The sequence below is a fragment of the Actinokineospora lacus genome, from assembly GCF_053813445.1.
This window is the reverse complement of the sequence record NZ_JBQERA010000002.1, coordinates 88498-103497: the sequence shown is the minus strand read 5'-3', so window position 1 is coordinate 103497 and position 15000 is coordinate 88498. Positions and strand designations below refer to the sequence as shown.

Genomic DNA, 15000 nt, shown 5'->3' with positions numbered 1-15000 from the left:
CTTCACAGCTGCCACCAAGGCTCCACGGCGGGCGGTGCGGCCACGTCGACGCGTTCCCCGGGGCGCGGGACGGCCACGGCGACCCCGCGGGCCTTCGCCTCGGCCCACAGCCGGTCCACCGGCTCGGTCCAGGCGTGCGGCGCGAGGGCGAAGGTGCCCCAGTGCACCGGCACCAGCAGCCCGCCGCGCACGTCCACGTGCGTGGCCACGCCCTCCTCCGGTGTCATGTGGATGTCCGGCCACCCCCGGTGGTACGCCCCGACCTGCACCAGGGTCGCGTCGAACGGGCCGTGTTCGGCGCCGATCTCGGCGTAGCCCGGGAAGTAGCCGGAGTCACCGCTGTAGAACACGCGGTGGGCGGGTCCGATGAGGGCGAACGACGTCCACAGCGTCCCGTCACGGCGCAACGCGCGTCCGGAGAAGTGCTGCGCCGGGGTGGACACGATCCGCACGCCGCCGACGACGGCCGACTCCGCCCAGTCCAGCTCGATGATCCGGTCGGCGGGCACCCGCCAGCGCCGCAGGTGCGCGCCGACCCCGAGCGGCACGACGAACGGCGCGGACTGGGTCCGCACCAGTTCCCGGACCGTCGCCATGTCGAGGTGGTCGTAGTGGTCGTGGGAGATCACCACCGCGTCGAGCGGCGGGAGGGACGACAGCGGCGCGGGGGGCTCGTGCAGCCGCCGGGGCCCGGCGAAGGAGACCGGGGAGACGCGCCTGCTCCACACCGGGTCGAGCAGCACCAGCGCGCCGTCGAGCTCGACCAGCGTGCTGGAGTGGCCGTACCAGGTCAGGTGCGCGCCCTCGCCGACCGGCGGGCCGGGCCGCACCAGCGGGACCGGCCCCAGGGGCTTGCGCCGCTGCTTGCCGAACAGCAGCTCGCGGATGAGGTCGCCGCCCTCAGCGGGCGCCGAGGAGGTCACGGCGCGGTTGTGGAACGCGCCGTCGCGGTACTGCGGGGAGCGGGTCAGCCGCTCCGGCCGCGCCCGGCCGCCGAGCTGGGCGGGCAGGTCCCGCAGCGCCCAAGCGGCCAGGGCGGCGAGCAGGCCGATCAGGAATCGGGTCATACCCCGATCCTGCCCCCGGGATGCTGTGGCCGCTCTCAGCCCGCGGCGAGCCGCAGCCGCATCGCGCGCCGGGCGACCAGGCCGGGGCGCGGCGTGCGGACCGAGACCGTGCGCAGGAACTCCTCGGGCACGAACAGCCCGGCGGGGGCGGCGTGCTCGTTGTCGGGGGCGTCGGGGTGCTCAGGGTGGCGCAGGTCGAGGATCGCGCGCAGCGTCCACCGGGCGTGGCCGTGGTAGGACCAGATGACCGTGGACGGGGAGAAGACGTCCCAGTTCTCGCTCTGGCGGGCGCGGGCGGCCGCGACGTCGTGGCGGTCCTTGATGACCACCATGTCGACGTGGTTCTCCCAGGTGTAGGTGGCCACGATCGCCTCGGGCTGCTGTCTTCCGCCGCAGAGGTACACGGTGAATCCGTCGGCCACGACGGCTCGCAGGAGATCGTCGACCTCGCCGAGATCGGCGTCGACGGTGTCACCTGACTGCTCGCAGGGCTGGGTCATGTCATCACCCGATCGGCCAGTGTCGTCAGGCTCGCGGGACTCGAACGCGACGACACAGTGTGCTATGTCTCTTGTTTACCTCACCCGATAGGGTGAAGGCGAGCACTTCGGGCCGATGACACACAGGCATCATCTCGAAGTTGCCGCCAGTAAGTGGCGACAACACGTACCCACCCCGGTGAATTCTCACCCGGAAGGGTGGCTATTCTCGCGGTTCATCACCTCGATCGCCCCTGCGCGGTCGCCCTCGCGTCCCCACCGAAGGAGCCCGTCTTGGGCAAGCTCACCCACCTGCTGGCGGCCGCCGCTCTCGCCGCCACCGCCACCACCGTCTTCGCGGGCACAGCCGCCGCCCACACCCCGCACATCACCGCCGCGTGCACCGACGAGGGCACCGTCCTGTCGGTGCGCCTGGAGGCATACAGCGGCAACGTCACCAACACCGTCAAGGTGACCGACGGCGAGACCGTGCTCGCGGAGGCCGAGTTCGGCGTCCGCTTCGAGGACGAGTGGACCGTGTCCGCCGAGGTCGCCCACACCTTCACCATCGTGGTCGGGGCCGGTGACGACGCCTCCGGCAAGCGCGGCTGGTCGTTCACCAAGACCAAGGAGACCGCGGCGTGCGTGGTCCCCACCACGACCGTGCCGACCACCACGACCGAGCAGACCACGACGACGGTCGCCCCGACCACCACGGTCGAGGTGACCACCACGCAGGTGGCGCCGAGCGTGACCCCGGCCCCGTCCGCGCCGGTGACGACCGCCCCGCCGTCGGAGGACGAACTGGCCGACACCGGCGCCAGCCTCGCCCTGCCGCTGGCCCTGGGCTCCCTGCTGCTCCTCGGCGGCGCCGCGGCGCTGTTCCTGGTCCGCCGCCGGGCCCGTCAGGACTAAGCCCGGTCACGACTGAGCTGAAAAGCGGTCCCGTCCCCGGTGGGGGCGGGACCGCTTTCGTCTCACTGGATCGGGGCCTGGACCGGCTGGGTGATCGCCTCGAACACCAGCAGGGTGTTGACCGAGACCACCTCCGGCCTGCTCAGCAGCCTGCTGATCAGCAACTGCTGCAGGTGCGTGGTGTCGGGCACCGCCACCTGGATCAGGTAGTCGTCCGGGCCCGCCACGTGCAGCAGCGACACCGTCTCGGGCTGATCGAGAACGAAGGTCTTGAACGCCTCCACGACGCGTTGCCTGTGCGGGCGCACCCGCACGGATAACAGCGCGCTGATCGGCCTGCCCAGCGCCGCGAGGCTGACCGTGGCGTGGAACCCGGTCAGCACCCCGCGTCTGCGCAGCGACCGGACACGCTCCAGCGCCGTGGACGGCGCGACTCCCACGATCGAGGCCAGCTCCTTGTTCTGCAGGCGGGCGTCCCGCTGCAGCTCCCGGAGGATGGCGATGTCGATCGAATCGAGCTCGGCTGGTTGGCCCATTCTGCTCTCTTTCCGCCCCCGGACCCGTCCGACCGAATCTACGTCAGAGGTGAGCTTCCTTCAGTGAGGCCTCCAGGTCTGCGCGAAGGTCGTGCTCATCTTCCAGGCCAACCGACATTCGCAACACCCCCGCCGCAGGTTTGGCTGTCTCGGCCACGGGCCGGTGGGTGAGCGAGGCGGGGTGCTGGATGAGGGTGTCCACGCCCCCGAGGGACACCGCGTGTGTGATCAGCCGCACGTGCTCCACCGTACGGGCTGCGGCATCGGCGCCGCCCGCGACCGTGAAGGCGATCATGGCCCCCGGCCCGGACATCTGGGTCCCGACCAGCGGTCCGGACGGGTAGTGCACCTGCTCGACCAGCGGGTGCCCCGCCAGCCACTCGGCGAGCGCCGCGGCGGAGCGCTGCTGCTCGCGAACCCGCACCGGCAGCGTCTGCAGACCCCGGTGCAGCAGGTAGGCGGCCAACGGGTGCAGCAGCCCCCCGGTCACGGCACGCACTCGGCGCAGCCGCGCGGCCCAGTCCGCTGTGGTGGCGACCACACCACCGATCACGTCACCATGCCCGCCCAGGTACTTGGTCGCCGAGTGGAGCACCAGCGCGGCGCCGTGCTCCACGGGCCGCTGCAGCACCGGGGTCGCGAAGGTGTTGTCGACGATCACCGGCACCCGCCCGGCCGCCGCGCACACCGCGGCGATGTCGACCAGCTCCAGGGTCGGGTTCGCGGGCGTCTCCAGGAGGACGAGGCCGGTGTCGGGCCGGACGGCCTCGGCGACCTCGTCGGCCGTCGCCCAGGTGACCTGGGTGCCGAGCAGCCCGCTCGCCAGCAGGTGGTCCGAGCCGCCGTACAGCGGGCGCACAGCGACCACGTGCGGGGTGCCCTCGGCGGTCGCGGCCAGCAGGCAGGCGGTCAGGGCGGCCATCCCGGAGGAGAACGCGACGGCCTCGTCGGTGTCCTCCAGCCGGGCGAGCGCGGTCTCGAAGCGGGCCACCGTGGGGTTCCACAGCCGCTGGTAGACCAGGCCGCCGTCCGCCGGGGGCAACCCGCCGGAGGCCAGCGCGTCGTAGGCCGCCGCGCCCGAGGCCACGTCGGGCACCGGGTTGGTGGTGGACAGGTCGATCGGGGGCACGTGCACGCCCAGGCCCGCGAGGTCGTCGCGGCCCGCGTGGACGGCGAGCGTGGCGATCCGGCTCATCCGCGTCTCCAGTTGTCGTCGGAGAACTCAGGATGACCCGCGCGCGCCGACGGCGGCCCGGACGCGGAATCGCGCGCTTGACCAGGGCGTTATGGGTGGCTCGGATTCGCCGGGACGCCCCTCGGGAGCGCTCCCGGCGAACGGGGTTCGTTTGGGCCGATCGGCGGTTTCGGCGGTGGGCGTCGAACTCCTACCGTTTTTGTTGCCGGCGAGAACAAATGACCCGGGTGCGGCGGCGTCAGATTCGGCAAACCCTGCGGCGCCGCCGCGCCCGCCTCATTCCGGCGCGTGCTCGGCCACCAGGTCCACGATGATGCGGTGGGTCTTGACGAGGGTGTCCTGGTGACCGGTGTCGACGAGCCGGAAGGCCAACCGGGTGAGCACGTCGCCGAGCGTCACGCACTGCAACAGCACCGTGCGCAGCTCGGCCGTGTCGGCGAAGCCGAACCGGTCGACCAGCAGGTCGGCGAGGGTGTCGGCCAGCGGGTCGTCCGGGCAGCCGGTCTCGTCGAGCTCGGTGGCGGCCAATCCCGCCTTGCTGATCGCGCGGAAGCCGTCGTCGGTGCGGCACATGTCGACGTAGATGGCGAAGGAGCGGTCGACGGCCTCGCGCCATTCGGCGAGCACGAGGTCCTTGGTCGCTTCCCGCACCAGTTCGCGGTAGCGCACCGAGTTGCGCCCGTGCACCGCTTTCATCACCGCGAGCTTGTCGGGGAAGTAGCGGTAGACCGAGCCGATGGACACCTTGGCGGCCTTGGCGATGTCCGCGGTGGTGGTGCCCGAGAAGCCCTTTTCCGCCGCCACCCGCGATGCCGCGTCGAGGATTCGCTCGATGCGGCGGCTGGCGCGGTACTGGGTGGGTGTCCGGCGGACCTCGTAGGGCGTGTCTGGAACGGTCACGCGGACCATTGTGCCCAGGTGGATTCGGATAGGAGTGCCAGGTGGCGAAACAAGTGTCGGAAGGCTGCCCGTTCTGCCGAATCATCGGCGGCGATCTTCCTGCTTCTGTGGTCTATGAGGATGATCGGATGATCGCCTTCCTGGACCATCGGCCGCTCTTCCGAGGCCATACGCTGCTGGTTCCCAAAATCCATGTGGTCCGGATGAGTGACCTGCCCACCGAACGGGTGACCGACTTCTTCCATCGTGCTCAGTTGCTGGAGCGCGCGATCGAATCGGCACTTGTCGCGGACGGCTCGTTGGTATTGCTCAATAATGTCGTAAGTCAGTCAGTTCCACACATGCACTTGCATGTCATCCCGCGCAATCGGAAGGACGGGCTGCGCTTCTGGCTCGGTCCGCGCCATCCGTACGACGCCGAGCACCCCGCGGAGGCCTACGCCGCCCGCATCCGGGCCGCTCTTGCGGACCTTTGACCCCTTGCGCGCGACCCCCCGGATGCCTCAGATTGGTTTGGACCACTTGGGGGTACGCATGACGACGACCGCGCTCGCCGGGTCAGCCCGCGCCCCGGTGTGGTGCGGCGCCGAGGTCTGCTGGCTCGACCCGGCCGCCGACCGCCTGCGCGTCGGCCGGGCGGACGCGGGCGGCATCCGGCCCGTCGCCGCCTACGCCCTCGACGCCCGCCCGCTCAGCGCCCTGCCCACCCGCACCGGCTGGCTCGTCGCCACCACCACCGGCGTCATCGCGCTGCGCCGCGACGGCCGCCAGAGCGCCACCCCCTGGCCCCCGGCCACCCTGCTGTCCTGCGACCCCGGCGGGCGCCTCTGGCTGGCCACCCCCGACGCCCTGCTCCGCGCCGACCTCTCCGGCCGCCTCCGCGCCGTCGCCGCGGGCCCGACCACGGCCCTGGCCTGGCACCCCGACGCCACCACCGCCTACCGCGCGACCCCCACCGGCATCGACGCCCACCCGTACGACCTCGCCAACGGCCTGCTCGGCGCCCCCACCCCCCTGTCCGACGACCCGGCGACCGCCCTGGCCGTCGACCACACCGGCCAGCTCTGGGCCGCGGTCCCCGCGGGCATCCGCTGCGTCGGCCCCACCTGCCTCACCATCCCCACCCCGACCCCCACCGGCTGCTGCTTCACCGCCGACGCCCTCCTGGTCACCACCCCCACCGGCCTGCACCCCTACGACACCGGCACCGGCGGCCACCCCACCCCCCGCTTCAGCAGCTGACGGTGACCGCCCGTGTCGACGACGCCCGCCTGGCGGTTGACCCCGACAGGGGCGACGACCAACCATTGCGAGTACCTCACTCCAACACGCAAGTCGACTGGCGCGCCGATCCTGGCGCAGGAAGGCGAGCATTCAGGAACCAAGCTCATCACTCACCGCGCATGCACGGCGCCGAAGCATGTAACGAAGGCGCAGATCTCACGATCAACCGGCGCAAGGGTCGTGCCACAATCACGTGTTCACCAGAACACGTCTGGGTGTTCGACCAGCACACGTCGACCGGTCGCCAGCGCACTTCTGGCATGATCACATCGATACGGCACAGTGGACATTCAGATAGTCACCCAGGGGGTGTGGGTGCGATGACGGCCAGTCCAACCGGTCCGGCAAGCAACCGGGTCGCAACAGGCGGCAACTTCCAGGGCAACATCGTCCAAGCGGGCAGTATCGATTCAGTAATAATGTCGGTCCAGCCCTGCCCCCAACGGGGGGATGTCCTGCCCCGGCAACTGCCCGCCGCGCCGCGCGACTTTGTCAACCGCAACCGCGAGCTGCGGTTCCTCGACGACTTGGCTGTGAGCCAGACGTGCGACTCACCTCCAGTGATCGTGGTCATCAACGGCATGAGCGGGGTCGGCAAGACTGCCCTTGGACTGCATTGGGCACACATGAACCAGCATCGATTTCCCGGCGGCCAACTTCACGTAGACCTATCTTATTACCGCCGCCAAGGCGGTGTGGCTGTGAGCGAAGTTCTCGCAGGCTTCCTGATCGCACTGGGCATGCACGAGCAGTTCATTCCTTCCCGACTGACCGAACAGGCAGCCCTGTTCCGCAGCCGGACTTCGACCAACCCGACACTCGTGTTCGTGGACAACGCGGACCAGGCAGCGCAGGTACGCCCCCTCATACCAGCAGCGGGCGGCAGCGCTGTTATCGTCACCAGTCAAAACCGGCTGAGCGGCCTGGCCTTCGACGACGCCCAGTTCGTGGACGTCGCGCCCCTGACTAATAGTGAGAGCTACACCATGCTGCGGCGCATGGTGCCCCACCGACTGCGCGACTCGCTGTGCTTCGACGACCTCAGTGACGTTCTCACCCTTTGCAGTGGCCTGCCCCTTGCCATCCGGATCACCGCGGCACGCCTCAGCGAACGGAACCGGTGGTCACCCAGAGCACTTGCCGACCACCTCTCCAAAGAGGAGAGTCGTCTCACGCGGCTTTCAGCGGGCGATCGCCGGATGAGTCGCATCTTCGACTCCGTCGCCGACTCACTGCCGGAGTCCGCCCAGTTCACCTACCGCTGTCTCGGCCTACACGATGGCCCGGATTTCAGCGTCGGGGCAGTAGCGGCCGCAGCTGCCCTTCCCGAAGGCGACGCGATAGAAGCACTGGACCAGCTGTTCGAGGCCAACCTCGTGGAAAGCACGGGCACACACCGCTATCGCTTCCATGACCTGATCCGCATACACGCTCATGGATACGCTCTACAGGGCTTGGTTCATGAGGACAGGAACAGCATCCTGCTCCGCACCGCATTCTGGTATCTCGCATGCGCTTCTGCCGCTGATGTGGCAGTGGCAGGCATGAACCGGTGGCGGCTCTCATGGCCTACCACCCTGCACACTGCATCGCCACCCTTCACCTCTTCTACCGCGATGGGTTGGTACGAAGCGGAGCGGGCCAATCTCATAGCCGTGACGCGTATCGCGGCGGCATGCCATTGGGACGAAGTCGTCTTGCGACTGTGCGAGGCTCTTTGGCCTTTTTACCACGGTCGGAAGCATCACGCGGACTGGATCGAGGTACACCGGTTGGGCATCAGCGCGGCTCTGCGAGCGGCGAACCGCGTGGCCGAAGCACGCATGCGCAACCAACTCGCACGCGCGTACATCGAACTGGCCCGGTTCGCTGAAGCCGAGAACGAGCTTGCTCATGCCCGACAGGCGGCCGAGTCGACTGACGAGCCGCGGGCAAGAGCAGTGGTACTTGAATCCGAGGGTGTTGTTCGCCTGCGTCAGGGCAGGTTCATCGAAGCAGCCGATCTTTTCACCCGATCTCTCCAGATCAACGAGAACATCGACGATCGGCGTGGTGTCGCACTACAGCTCTATCACTTGGCGGACGCCTTGATCCACACCGGCGCGAACTCGGATGAGGCGGCCCGGATGCTTGAGCGCACGCTCAGCATCGCTGACGAACTCGGAGACGAGACGACCGCGGCACGTGCGCTGATAGTTTTGGGCGCCGCGCACCTGAAGTCAGGCCGTGTGAGCCAAGCCCGTGAAGTACTGGAGCGAGCAGCCGACACGATGCGGCGGCGCCATTTGTGGGCCAAAGAAATCCAGGCACTGGAGATGCTCATCGCAGTCGCCGAAAAGCTCGCCGACGCCAGCCTGGCCAATAAATACACGGAACGGCTGTCCACGCTTTATTCCATGACAGGTAAAACGAACACAGCTTTACCGCCGCCCCTCGGAAGCCGCTAAATCGGGCTAGCGGCGATCTCCATCCGGGCCCGCCCCACGTTGACGAATAGTGTGAATTTCTCGGCGCTCGGTTCGCCCGATGCGAGCCGTTGGTGCACAGCGGCCGCCACCAACGATAGGTGGCAGCGGAAACCGTCGCCGCCAAGAGAGGTCGCTCTAACGTGCCACGTCAGGCCCTTGCGCCAACGAAGAACGCAGCCATCGTCCACCGCGGCGCCTGCCAAGGAGCAGTACAGCATGGAATCCATTATGCGGCCAACCCGCTCACGCGCCCAAGCCGTACTCGTGGCAAAGGTCGACACAACGATTTCCGCGCTGTTTAGCAGGTCAGAATCAGCTTCGATGTCCTCAACGACAAGCAAGTATTCCCCACCACCGCGAGGCCAACGGTAAGTTGACAGCGCCGCAGGGAACCGTTCGAGGGTGATTTCTCCCTGGCGCTGACATAGATCGACAAAAACGTGAAATGCTCTACACGTGGGAGCCTCGATAATCTCAGGCCGGTACGGAGCGGGCTTCGGGGCGCACTCCGGCTGCGGAAGTCGCATGATCTCGTACAGCTTTTCGTTCAAGAGGCGCAGCGACTCCCCTTGATGGCGGAACAGTGGACGTCCGGCAATCGCGACAACGTCGGCGTCGGCGCCCTCCGCTAGAGCACGTTCCACTTGGAGGCGAATGTCACCATGAACGGCCAGTCGGTTGGCTGCGTTGACGAACTCATATGTGGTCGAATCATGTGCGAGTTCGTCGACACCGCTTCCCATCAGGTAGAACGGGGCCCCCAGAGCCGCAGAGTACACCGAGGTGCTTCCGTGGTCTCCGATATTGAGATCACCCAACACGACCGACGCGTGCCAGTCGGAATAAGGAACCATGGTCACCAACCCGCCTTCATGTGCGTCGGCGAGCAGGCAACGGACCTTGTAGCCGCTGTGGTGCGCCCAGACATTCGGGTGTAGCACCAAGATCACTTGGTACTCGTCGGCGGGGAGATTGGCGAGCAGTCGCTCAACCACCCGCTTCTGTTGAGCCCAAAGCGAGGCATCGTTCCAGGTCGAGCTGACCGCGATGATGCGCTGAGCCGGGTGCACCTTCAGTGCCGAGCGAAGGCGGCTCCGCCATGCCTCACGGTTGCAGATGAGACGGTCCCAGGTGGGGTCGCCGATCACGACCGCACGCGGGTGCGCCTGCGGGCAGCTCTTCTTCAACTGCTCGAGGAGACATTCATCGGACACTCCGATGTAGTCCGGGATCACTTGGCCGTCGAACATGAGTTCCCTGGATGAGATGCCGACCGGTGTCACCGTGTCACCGGTCCGCGCAGGCAGGAGGCGGTTGAAGCCGACGCCGTGCTGCAGAACGAACCGCGCTCCGTTCAACTGCCGGAGTGGACGTCCCGCGTGAGCGGCGATCACCACGTCGAAGCGCTGTTTCACGGCGTCGGCCCAGCCGAGCAGCGCCACCTCCAATCTCTCGAGGTGCCAAGTGAGGCCCACGGCGTACAGCGAGCCCTCGTTGATGACCCAGAACAGGTCGATACGTGGATCTCGGTTGATGGCAGGCAGCACGTCGAGCAGGCGTGACAAGTCCGTGGGTGTGCGAACAACGACCAAAACAGCGCGCCGACCGACATCCGCGCCCCCTGCGCCCCGGCTCGCGACCATGGCCCCTCCCGCCCCCGGCGGCTCGCCAGCCGTCTACATTGTCAGCCAGCTACCAGCTAGATGGTAACGGCTAGAGGACTAGTGTCAATGCGCTACAGTCATGCTGACACATGTCACACTGCCATATACATCCGATGATCGGAGATGTCTACCGTGACCCAAGAGCTCAACCCAGTCACCCAGCAGCGACGCCTGCGCGCCATGCTGCGACAGGCTCGCACCGACGCGAACTTCTCGCAAAAGCAGGTGGCCGAAGCTCTGGACTGGAGCCTTTCCAAGGTGATCCGCGTAGAACACGGTGCCGTGAAGGTCTCAGTTACAGACCTGAGGGCTCTATTGATGCTCTACGGCATCACCGAGCCTGGAAAAGTCGACGAACTCATCGCCATCGCGCGCCTCGGCAAGCAGCAGCACTGGTGGGACAAGTACCGGAACATCCTGGAAGCCAGTTTCACCCAGTACCTGGAACTGGAGTCCGTCGCCATCCGCAACCGACAGTTCCAAGCCACCACCATGCCTGGACTCCTCCAGACGAAGGACTACGCGAGGAAGGTGATCTCACTTCACAACTTTCAGGACAGCGAGGAAACCATCGAGCAGTATGTCAACGTCCGAATGCAGCGCAAGGAAGTCTTGGACGCGAGTCGCGGCCAAGAGTTCTTCTTCATCCTCGATGAGGCGGTCCTTCGCCGCCAGATCGGAACCGCAGAGATGATGCGCGGGCAGTTGACCCACCTCAAGGAGGTCAACAAGCAGCCCAACGTCAGCATTCAGGTCGTGCCGTTCACGGCGGGCAGCCACCGGGCCATGCTCGGCTCCTTCACGATCGTTGAGGTGCCGACCGGGATTGGCGGCGAAGTCGACTACACCGTCTCATTGCAGGGCTCACTCAGCGACACCTTGATCAAGAACGATCCCGAGAGGGCCAGTGAGTACGTGGAGATGTTCATAGACCTGGAGTCGATGGCAGCGCCTGCGAGCAACCTGGACGAGATGATCAATGGTTTGACGTCAAGCACCTAGGCGAAGTTGTCCAGCTTCTGTCACCTTGACCCGGCTTGTTCGTTGATCTACTACATACGGCGGCTAGAACCATGCGTCACTGTGGCATTAACCTGTCCTGTACGGCGGAGCAAGAGTCGATGAGGCGTGCGCGTCTCCTGGGCTACCGATATCCCGTTCGGGGAGGGATCGATGACACAGGAAAGCCGTGGCTTCACAAATTACGGTGCGATCGGGCATCTAAATTGGTTCAAGAGTTCAGCCAGTGGCGGGAACGGCGGCAACTGTATTGAGGTCGCCTGGAACAGGGATGAGATTTTGGTACGCGATTCCCTTGACCATCAAGGTGGCAGGCTCCACATTCCCACCTCAAGCTGGAACACCTTCACTCGAAAATTCCGGCCATCTTAGCGAAATCCGGCTGCCCGGTCCCCCATCGGCGCCCGTCAGGGCCGCATCTGCCCAGCACGCTCGACGACGGCCGCTCGGCCGGTGGTTACGATCCCCTGGGGCTCGTAAACGCCCACACCGACCGCTGATTCGCGCAACCCAGTGTCACATCCCCGTCCTCGGTGCTGCACCAGCTGCGGCACTGGCCTGTTGGGGAATGCGCCCGGATGGGGCTACCTGTTCGGCCGGGCAGCGGGTACGCAGGGCAGTGTGGATGAGGCTGCTCGCTGGTGGGCGCCCGTGGCCGTGGTGGCCGGGGCGCTGGTTCTGCCGTTCGTCGTGCGGCTGGTGCTGGAGGTGCCGGACTGGGTGACGCTGCTCGCCCTGCTGGTGTCGTTGGCGGGGGCGGTGGCCGTGGTGCGGCAGATCGCGTTCCAGCGGGAGCAGCGGGAGTTGCGGGTCGAGGTGGCCAGGGCCAAGGCCAAGACCGCCGAGCCGCCGCCGGAGCCGCGGCGCGAGGAGCACCAGGTGCCCGCCATCCCGATCGACAGCGCCGAGCCGTACTACCGGTTCGTCCTCTCCTGCACGGTCTGCTGGCGGACGAACGGGCCGCTGCCCCAGCACGCCAACCCGCGCGGGTTGGCCGTGCACGCGATCCTGGAGCGGGCGCGGCAGGTCACCGTGCAGGGGTCGCCGACCGAGCCGGAGGCCGTGGCCGTGCGGCTGGCCGCCGAGCTGGGGGCGCACGTGCCCGACCGCGGCGGGCAGGTCATGGTGTGGGCCGAGGACGTCGGGCTCGGCGTCGCCGCCGAGGACGCCGAGCGGCTCAAGCGGCTGGCCGACGTGCGCAAGGAGAAGCAGATCCGCGACCACGAGCGCGAGCTGGAGCAGGCCGCGCGGGCCTACCTCGCCGAGGAGGTGCTGCGGGACCCCGGCCAGGCCGTGGTGTGGTGGCTGGCGCGCCATCCCGAGCAGGTCCGCGAGGCCGCCGAGCTGCTGCCGACCTTCGCCCAGCTCAGCGCCGCCGCGCACGGGACCGAGATCGCCGCGCACTACGCCGAGCGGCTGGACCGGCTCAACGGGCCGGTGCCGCAGCTGGAGACCGATCAGCGCCGGGGCGACCAGCCGGGCGGGCCGAACACGTAGCCGAGGCGGTCCCGCCAGCCGGTGGCGCCGCGGACGTCGCGCAGGATCGCGGCGTACTCGTGGAACTGCAGCCGCACGATGTTGTACGTCCCCACCGGCGTGGTCAGGCCGTAGGTGGGCCGGTGGCGCTCCGGGGCGAACGTGCCGAACAGGCGGTCCCAGATGATGAGGATTCCGGCGTAGTTGCGGTCCAGGTACTCCGGGTCGCTGCCGTGGTGGACCCGGTGGTGCGACGGGGTGTTGAGGACGTACTCCACCCACGGGTGCAGGCGGTCGACCTTCTCGGTGTGCACGAAGAACTGGTAGATCAGGTTCACCGAGAACGCGGTGTAGATCGCCCACGGCGGGAAGCCCAGCAGCGGCAGCGGGACCCAGGCGATCACCTCGAACCACTGGTTCCACTTCTGGCGCAGCGCCGTGCCGAAGTTGAAGTACTCGCTGGAGTGGTGCGCCTGGTGCGCGGCCCAGCCGATGCGCACGCGGTGGGCGAAGCGGTGGTACCAGTAGAACAGGAAGTCGACGCCGAGGATCAGCAGCGCCCAGGTCCACCAGGCGTCCGCGGGCAGGTGCCACGGCGCGAGGTAGGTGTGGATGACCGCGTACAGCAGCAGCGCCACGGCCCGGAACAGCGCGCCGAAGGCGACGCTGCCCACGCCCATGGACAGGCTGGTGGCGGTGTCGCGGGCGTGATAACCCTTCACTTCCGACCGGGCGACGCGGATCGCCAGCAGTTCCAGGCCGATGAACAGCAGGAAGACCGGGACCGCGTAGCCGACGGGGTCGGCGAGTTGGTGCAGCAGGGCGTCGACCATTACCCAACGGTAACCAAGAGCCCCACCCAGGAAAAGGGCCCCGAGACCGGCGTGAAGCCGACCCCGGGGCCCGGACGCTCACCGTGCGAGGGCGCAGTTCGCGGTGTCCCGGCCGCGAACGCGTTGCGGTGAGACAAGGGCGGTGTGGTCCCCGCGGCCGACCCTGCACGGCCTGAGGCACCGCCCAGCATCATGTTCCCTGCAAGTGGCCGCCTCCGGCAACCGGTTCGGCAAGAACAACTGTTAACTGCCTCAAGGACGACCGGCGACCGGCCGGATCAGAAGACCGACCAGCCGGTCAGAACAGTGAACGCCTCCAGCGCCGCCACCCCGGCCACGGAGTTTCCGCACCGATCCAGCCCGGGGCTCCACACGCACACCACACACCGGTTGGGCACCACGGCGAGGATGCCGCCGCCGACGCCGCTCTTGGCGGGCAGCCCGACCCGGTAGGCGAACTCCCCCACCCCGTCGTACATCCCGCACACCAGCATCGTCGCGTTGAGCCGCCTGACCTCCGCGACCGCCAGCACCTGCCGCGACGCGCCCGTTCCCGCCCTGGCGAGGAACAGCGCGGCGCGGGCCAGGTCGCGGCAGGACAGCGCGATCGCGCAGCCGCGCACGTAGTGGTCGAGGACAGTGGGGACTGGATTGTCCAGCCCGCCGTATCCGGCGATGAGGTGGGCGAGGGCGGCGTTGCGGTGCCCGGTGGCCAGTTCGGACTCCGCGACCGCCTGGTCGACGACGGCGCGGGCGCCTGCCTCCGCGCTCACGAACTCGCACAGCGCGCCCACGGCGTCGCCGGTGCTGGTGAGCAGGCGGTCGGTGGTGACCAGCGCGCCCGCGTTGAGGAACGGGTTGCGCGGGACGCCGCGGTCCTGTTCGAGCTGGGCGAGGGAGTCGAAGGCCAGCGTGGACGGCTCGCGCCCGACCCGGTCCCCGACGTCGCCCGCCAGCGCCAGGGTGAAGACCTTGGCCAGGCTCTGCACGGAGAACGGCGTCTCGAAGTCGCCGACGCCGCGCACCGCGCCGTCTACGGTGGCCACCGCCATCCCGAACCGGTCGATGGGGACCTCACTGAGGGCGGGGATGTAGGTGGCCAGCCTGCCCTGGCCCACCAGCGGACGGACCCGGTCGGCCACCTGTTCCAAAGTGGACTGCAC

Annotated in this window: 15 protein-coding genes; 7 read left to right on the top strand and 8 right to left on the bottom strand. The window is 68.0% G+C overall.

Annotated elements, in window-relative coordinates; genetic code table 11:
* Positions 1–2: 2 nt before the first annotated feature.
* Together ACTG9Q_RS05050 and ACTG9Q_RS05045 are read right to left on the bottom strand one after the other, a co-directional pair.
* Positions 3–1067, bottom strand: coding sequence for an MBL fold metallo-hydrolase (locus ACTG9Q_RS05050; protein ID WP_455571422.1), 1065 nt, complete (start codon positions 1065–1067; stop codon positions 3–5).
* A 35-nt stretch (positions 1068–1102) separates the two neighbouring features.
* Complete coding sequence (locus ACTG9Q_RS05045) at positions 1103–1567, bottom strand: hypothetical protein (protein WP_455571421.1); 465 nt, start codon at positions 1565–1567, stop codon at positions 1103–1105.
* A gap of 273 nt (positions 1568–1840) precedes the next feature.
* On the opposite strand from ACTG9Q_RS05045, the gene ACTG9Q_RS05040 reads away from it, so the two are divergent.
* Positions 1841–2461, top strand: a complete 621-nt coding sequence (locus ACTG9Q_RS05040) for an LPXTG cell wall anchor domain-containing protein (RefSeq protein ID WP_455571420.1) — start codon at positions 1841–1843, stop codon at positions 2459–2461.
* Between the two features lie 62 nt (positions 2462–2523).
* On the opposite strand, the gene ACTG9Q_RS05035 is transcribed toward ACTG9Q_RS05040, so the two are convergent.
* The 3 genes from ACTG9Q_RS05035 to ACTG9Q_RS05025 all read right to left on the bottom strand — a co-directional run bounded on the left by ACTG9Q_RS05035 (position 2524) and on the right by ACTG9Q_RS05025 (position 5092).
* Positions 2524–2997, bottom strand: coding sequence for an Lrp/AsnC family transcriptional regulator (locus ACTG9Q_RS05035; RefSeq protein WP_455571419.1), 474 nt, complete (start codon positions 2995–2997; stop codon positions 2524–2526).
* 43 nt (positions 2998–3040) lie between these two features.
* Positions 3041–4192: a trans-sulfuration enzyme family protein gene (locus ACTG9Q_RS05030; protein WP_455571418.1), complete on the bottom strand. Its 1152-nt coding sequence runs from the start codon at positions 4190–4192 to the stop codon at positions 3041–3043.
* Positions 4193–4468: 276 nt separating this feature from the next.
* Entirely contained in the window at positions 4469–5092 is a 624-nt protein-coding gene (locus tag ACTG9Q_RS05025; RefSeq protein WP_455571417.1) for a TetR/AcrR family transcriptional regulator, read from the bottom strand.
* Positions 5093–5133: 41 nt separating this feature from the next.
* Here ACTG9Q_RS05025 and ACTG9Q_RS05020 point away from each other — a divergent pair, with 41 nt between their 5' ends.
* The 3 genes from ACTG9Q_RS05020 to ACTG9Q_RS05010 all read left to right on the top strand — a co-directional run bounded on the left by ACTG9Q_RS05020 (position 5134) and on the right by ACTG9Q_RS05010 (position 8823).
* Entirely contained in the window at positions 5134–5568 is a 435-nt protein-coding gene (locus tag ACTG9Q_RS05020) for an HIT family protein (protein ID WP_455571416.1), read from the top strand.
* Positions 5569–5626: 58 nt separating this feature from the next.
* Positions 5627–6334, top strand: a complete 708-nt coding sequence (locus ACTG9Q_RS05015; RefSeq protein ID WP_455571415.1) for an SMP-30/gluconolactonase/LRE family protein — start codon at positions 5627–5629, stop codon at positions 6332–6334.
* Between the two features lie 362 nt (positions 6335–6696).
* Complete coding sequence (locus ACTG9Q_RS05010; protein WP_455572015.1) at positions 6697–8823, top strand: ATP-binding protein; 2127 nt, start codon at positions 6697–6699, stop codon at positions 8821–8823.
* Here ACTG9Q_RS05010 and ACTG9Q_RS05005 read toward each other — a convergent pair.
* A complete protein-coding gene (locus ACTG9Q_RS05005) occupies positions 8820–10409 on the bottom strand; it encodes a hypothetical protein (protein ID WP_455571414.1) in 1590 nt (529 codons plus the stop codon). The genes ACTG9Q_RS05010 and ACTG9Q_RS05005 overlap by 4 nt on opposite strands.
* 231 nt (positions 10410–10640) lie before the next feature.
* Here ACTG9Q_RS05005 and ACTG9Q_RS05000 point away from each other — a divergent pair, with 231 nt between their 5' ends.
* The 3 genes from ACTG9Q_RS05000 to ACTG9Q_RS04990 all read left to right on the top strand — a co-directional run bounded on the left by ACTG9Q_RS05000 (position 10641) and on the right by ACTG9Q_RS04990 (position 13025).
* Complete coding sequence (locus ACTG9Q_RS05000; RefSeq protein WP_455571413.1) at positions 10641–11510, top strand: helix-turn-helix domain-containing protein; 870 nt, start codon at positions 10641–10643, stop codon at positions 11508–11510.
* 171 nt (positions 11511–11681) lie between these two features.
* Complete coding sequence (locus ACTG9Q_RS04995) at positions 11682–11900, top strand: DUF397 domain-containing protein (protein WP_455571412.1); 219 nt, start codon at positions 11682–11684, stop codon at positions 11898–11900.
* Between the two features lie 249 nt (positions 11901–12149).
* A complete protein-coding gene (locus ACTG9Q_RS04990; RefSeq protein WP_455571411.1) occupies positions 12150–13025 on the top strand; it encodes a hypothetical protein in 876 nt (291 codons plus the stop codon).
* Here the strand turns inward: ACTG9Q_RS04990 and ACTG9Q_RS04985 are convergent.
* Both ACTG9Q_RS04985 and ACTG9Q_RS04980 read right to left on the bottom strand, forming a co-directional pair.
* Positions 12986–13837, bottom strand: a complete 852-nt coding sequence (locus ACTG9Q_RS04985; RefSeq protein ID WP_455571410.1) for a sterol desaturase family protein — start codon at positions 13835–13837, stop codon at positions 12986–12988. The genes ACTG9Q_RS04990 and ACTG9Q_RS04985 overlap by 40 nt on opposite strands.
* A gap of 278 nt (positions 13838–14115) precedes the next feature.
* Positions 14116–15000 (bottom strand): glutaminase, encoded by an 885-nt coding sequence (locus ACTG9Q_RS04980; RefSeq protein ID WP_455571409.1) that lies wholly within the window; start codon positions 14998–15000, stop codon positions 14116–14118.

What these genes read in the sequence shown, in the direction of transcription:
- ACTG9Q_RS05045 (WP_455571421.1), bottom strand. Translation starts at nt 1,567, where the DNA reads ATGACCCAGCCCTGCGAGCAGTCAGGTGACACCGTCGACGCCGATCTC.
- ACTG9Q_RS05050 (WP_455571422.1), bottom strand. Translation starts at nt 1,067, where the DNA reads ATGACCCGATTCCTGATCGGCCTGCTCGCCGCCCTGGCCGCTTGGGCG.
- ACTG9Q_RS05030 (WP_455571418.1), bottom strand. Translation starts at nt 4,192, where the DNA reads ATGAGCCGGATCGCCACGCTCGCCGTCCACGCGGGCCGCGACGACCTC.
- ACTG9Q_RS04985 (WP_455571410.1), bottom strand. Translation starts at nt 13,837, where the DNA reads ATGGTCGACGCCCTGCTGCACCAACTCGCCGACCCCGTCGGCTACGCG.
- ACTG9Q_RS05010 (WP_455572015.1), top strand. Translation starts at nt 6,697, where the DNA reads ATGACGGCCAGTCCAACCGGTCCGGCAAGCAACCGGGTCGCAACAGGC.
- ACTG9Q_RS04995 (WP_455571412.1), top strand. Translation starts at nt 11,682, where the DNA reads ATGACACAGGAAAGCCGTGGCTTCACAAATTACGGTGCGATCGGGCAT.
- ACTG9Q_RS05015 (WP_455571415.1), top strand. Translation starts at nt 5,627, where the DNA reads ATGACGACGACCGCGCTCGCCGGGTCAGCCCGCGCCCCGGTGTGGTGC.
- ACTG9Q_RS05035 (WP_455571419.1), bottom strand. Translation starts at nt 2,997, where the DNA reads ATGGGCCAACCAGCCGAGCTCGATTCGATCGACATCGCCATCCTCCGG.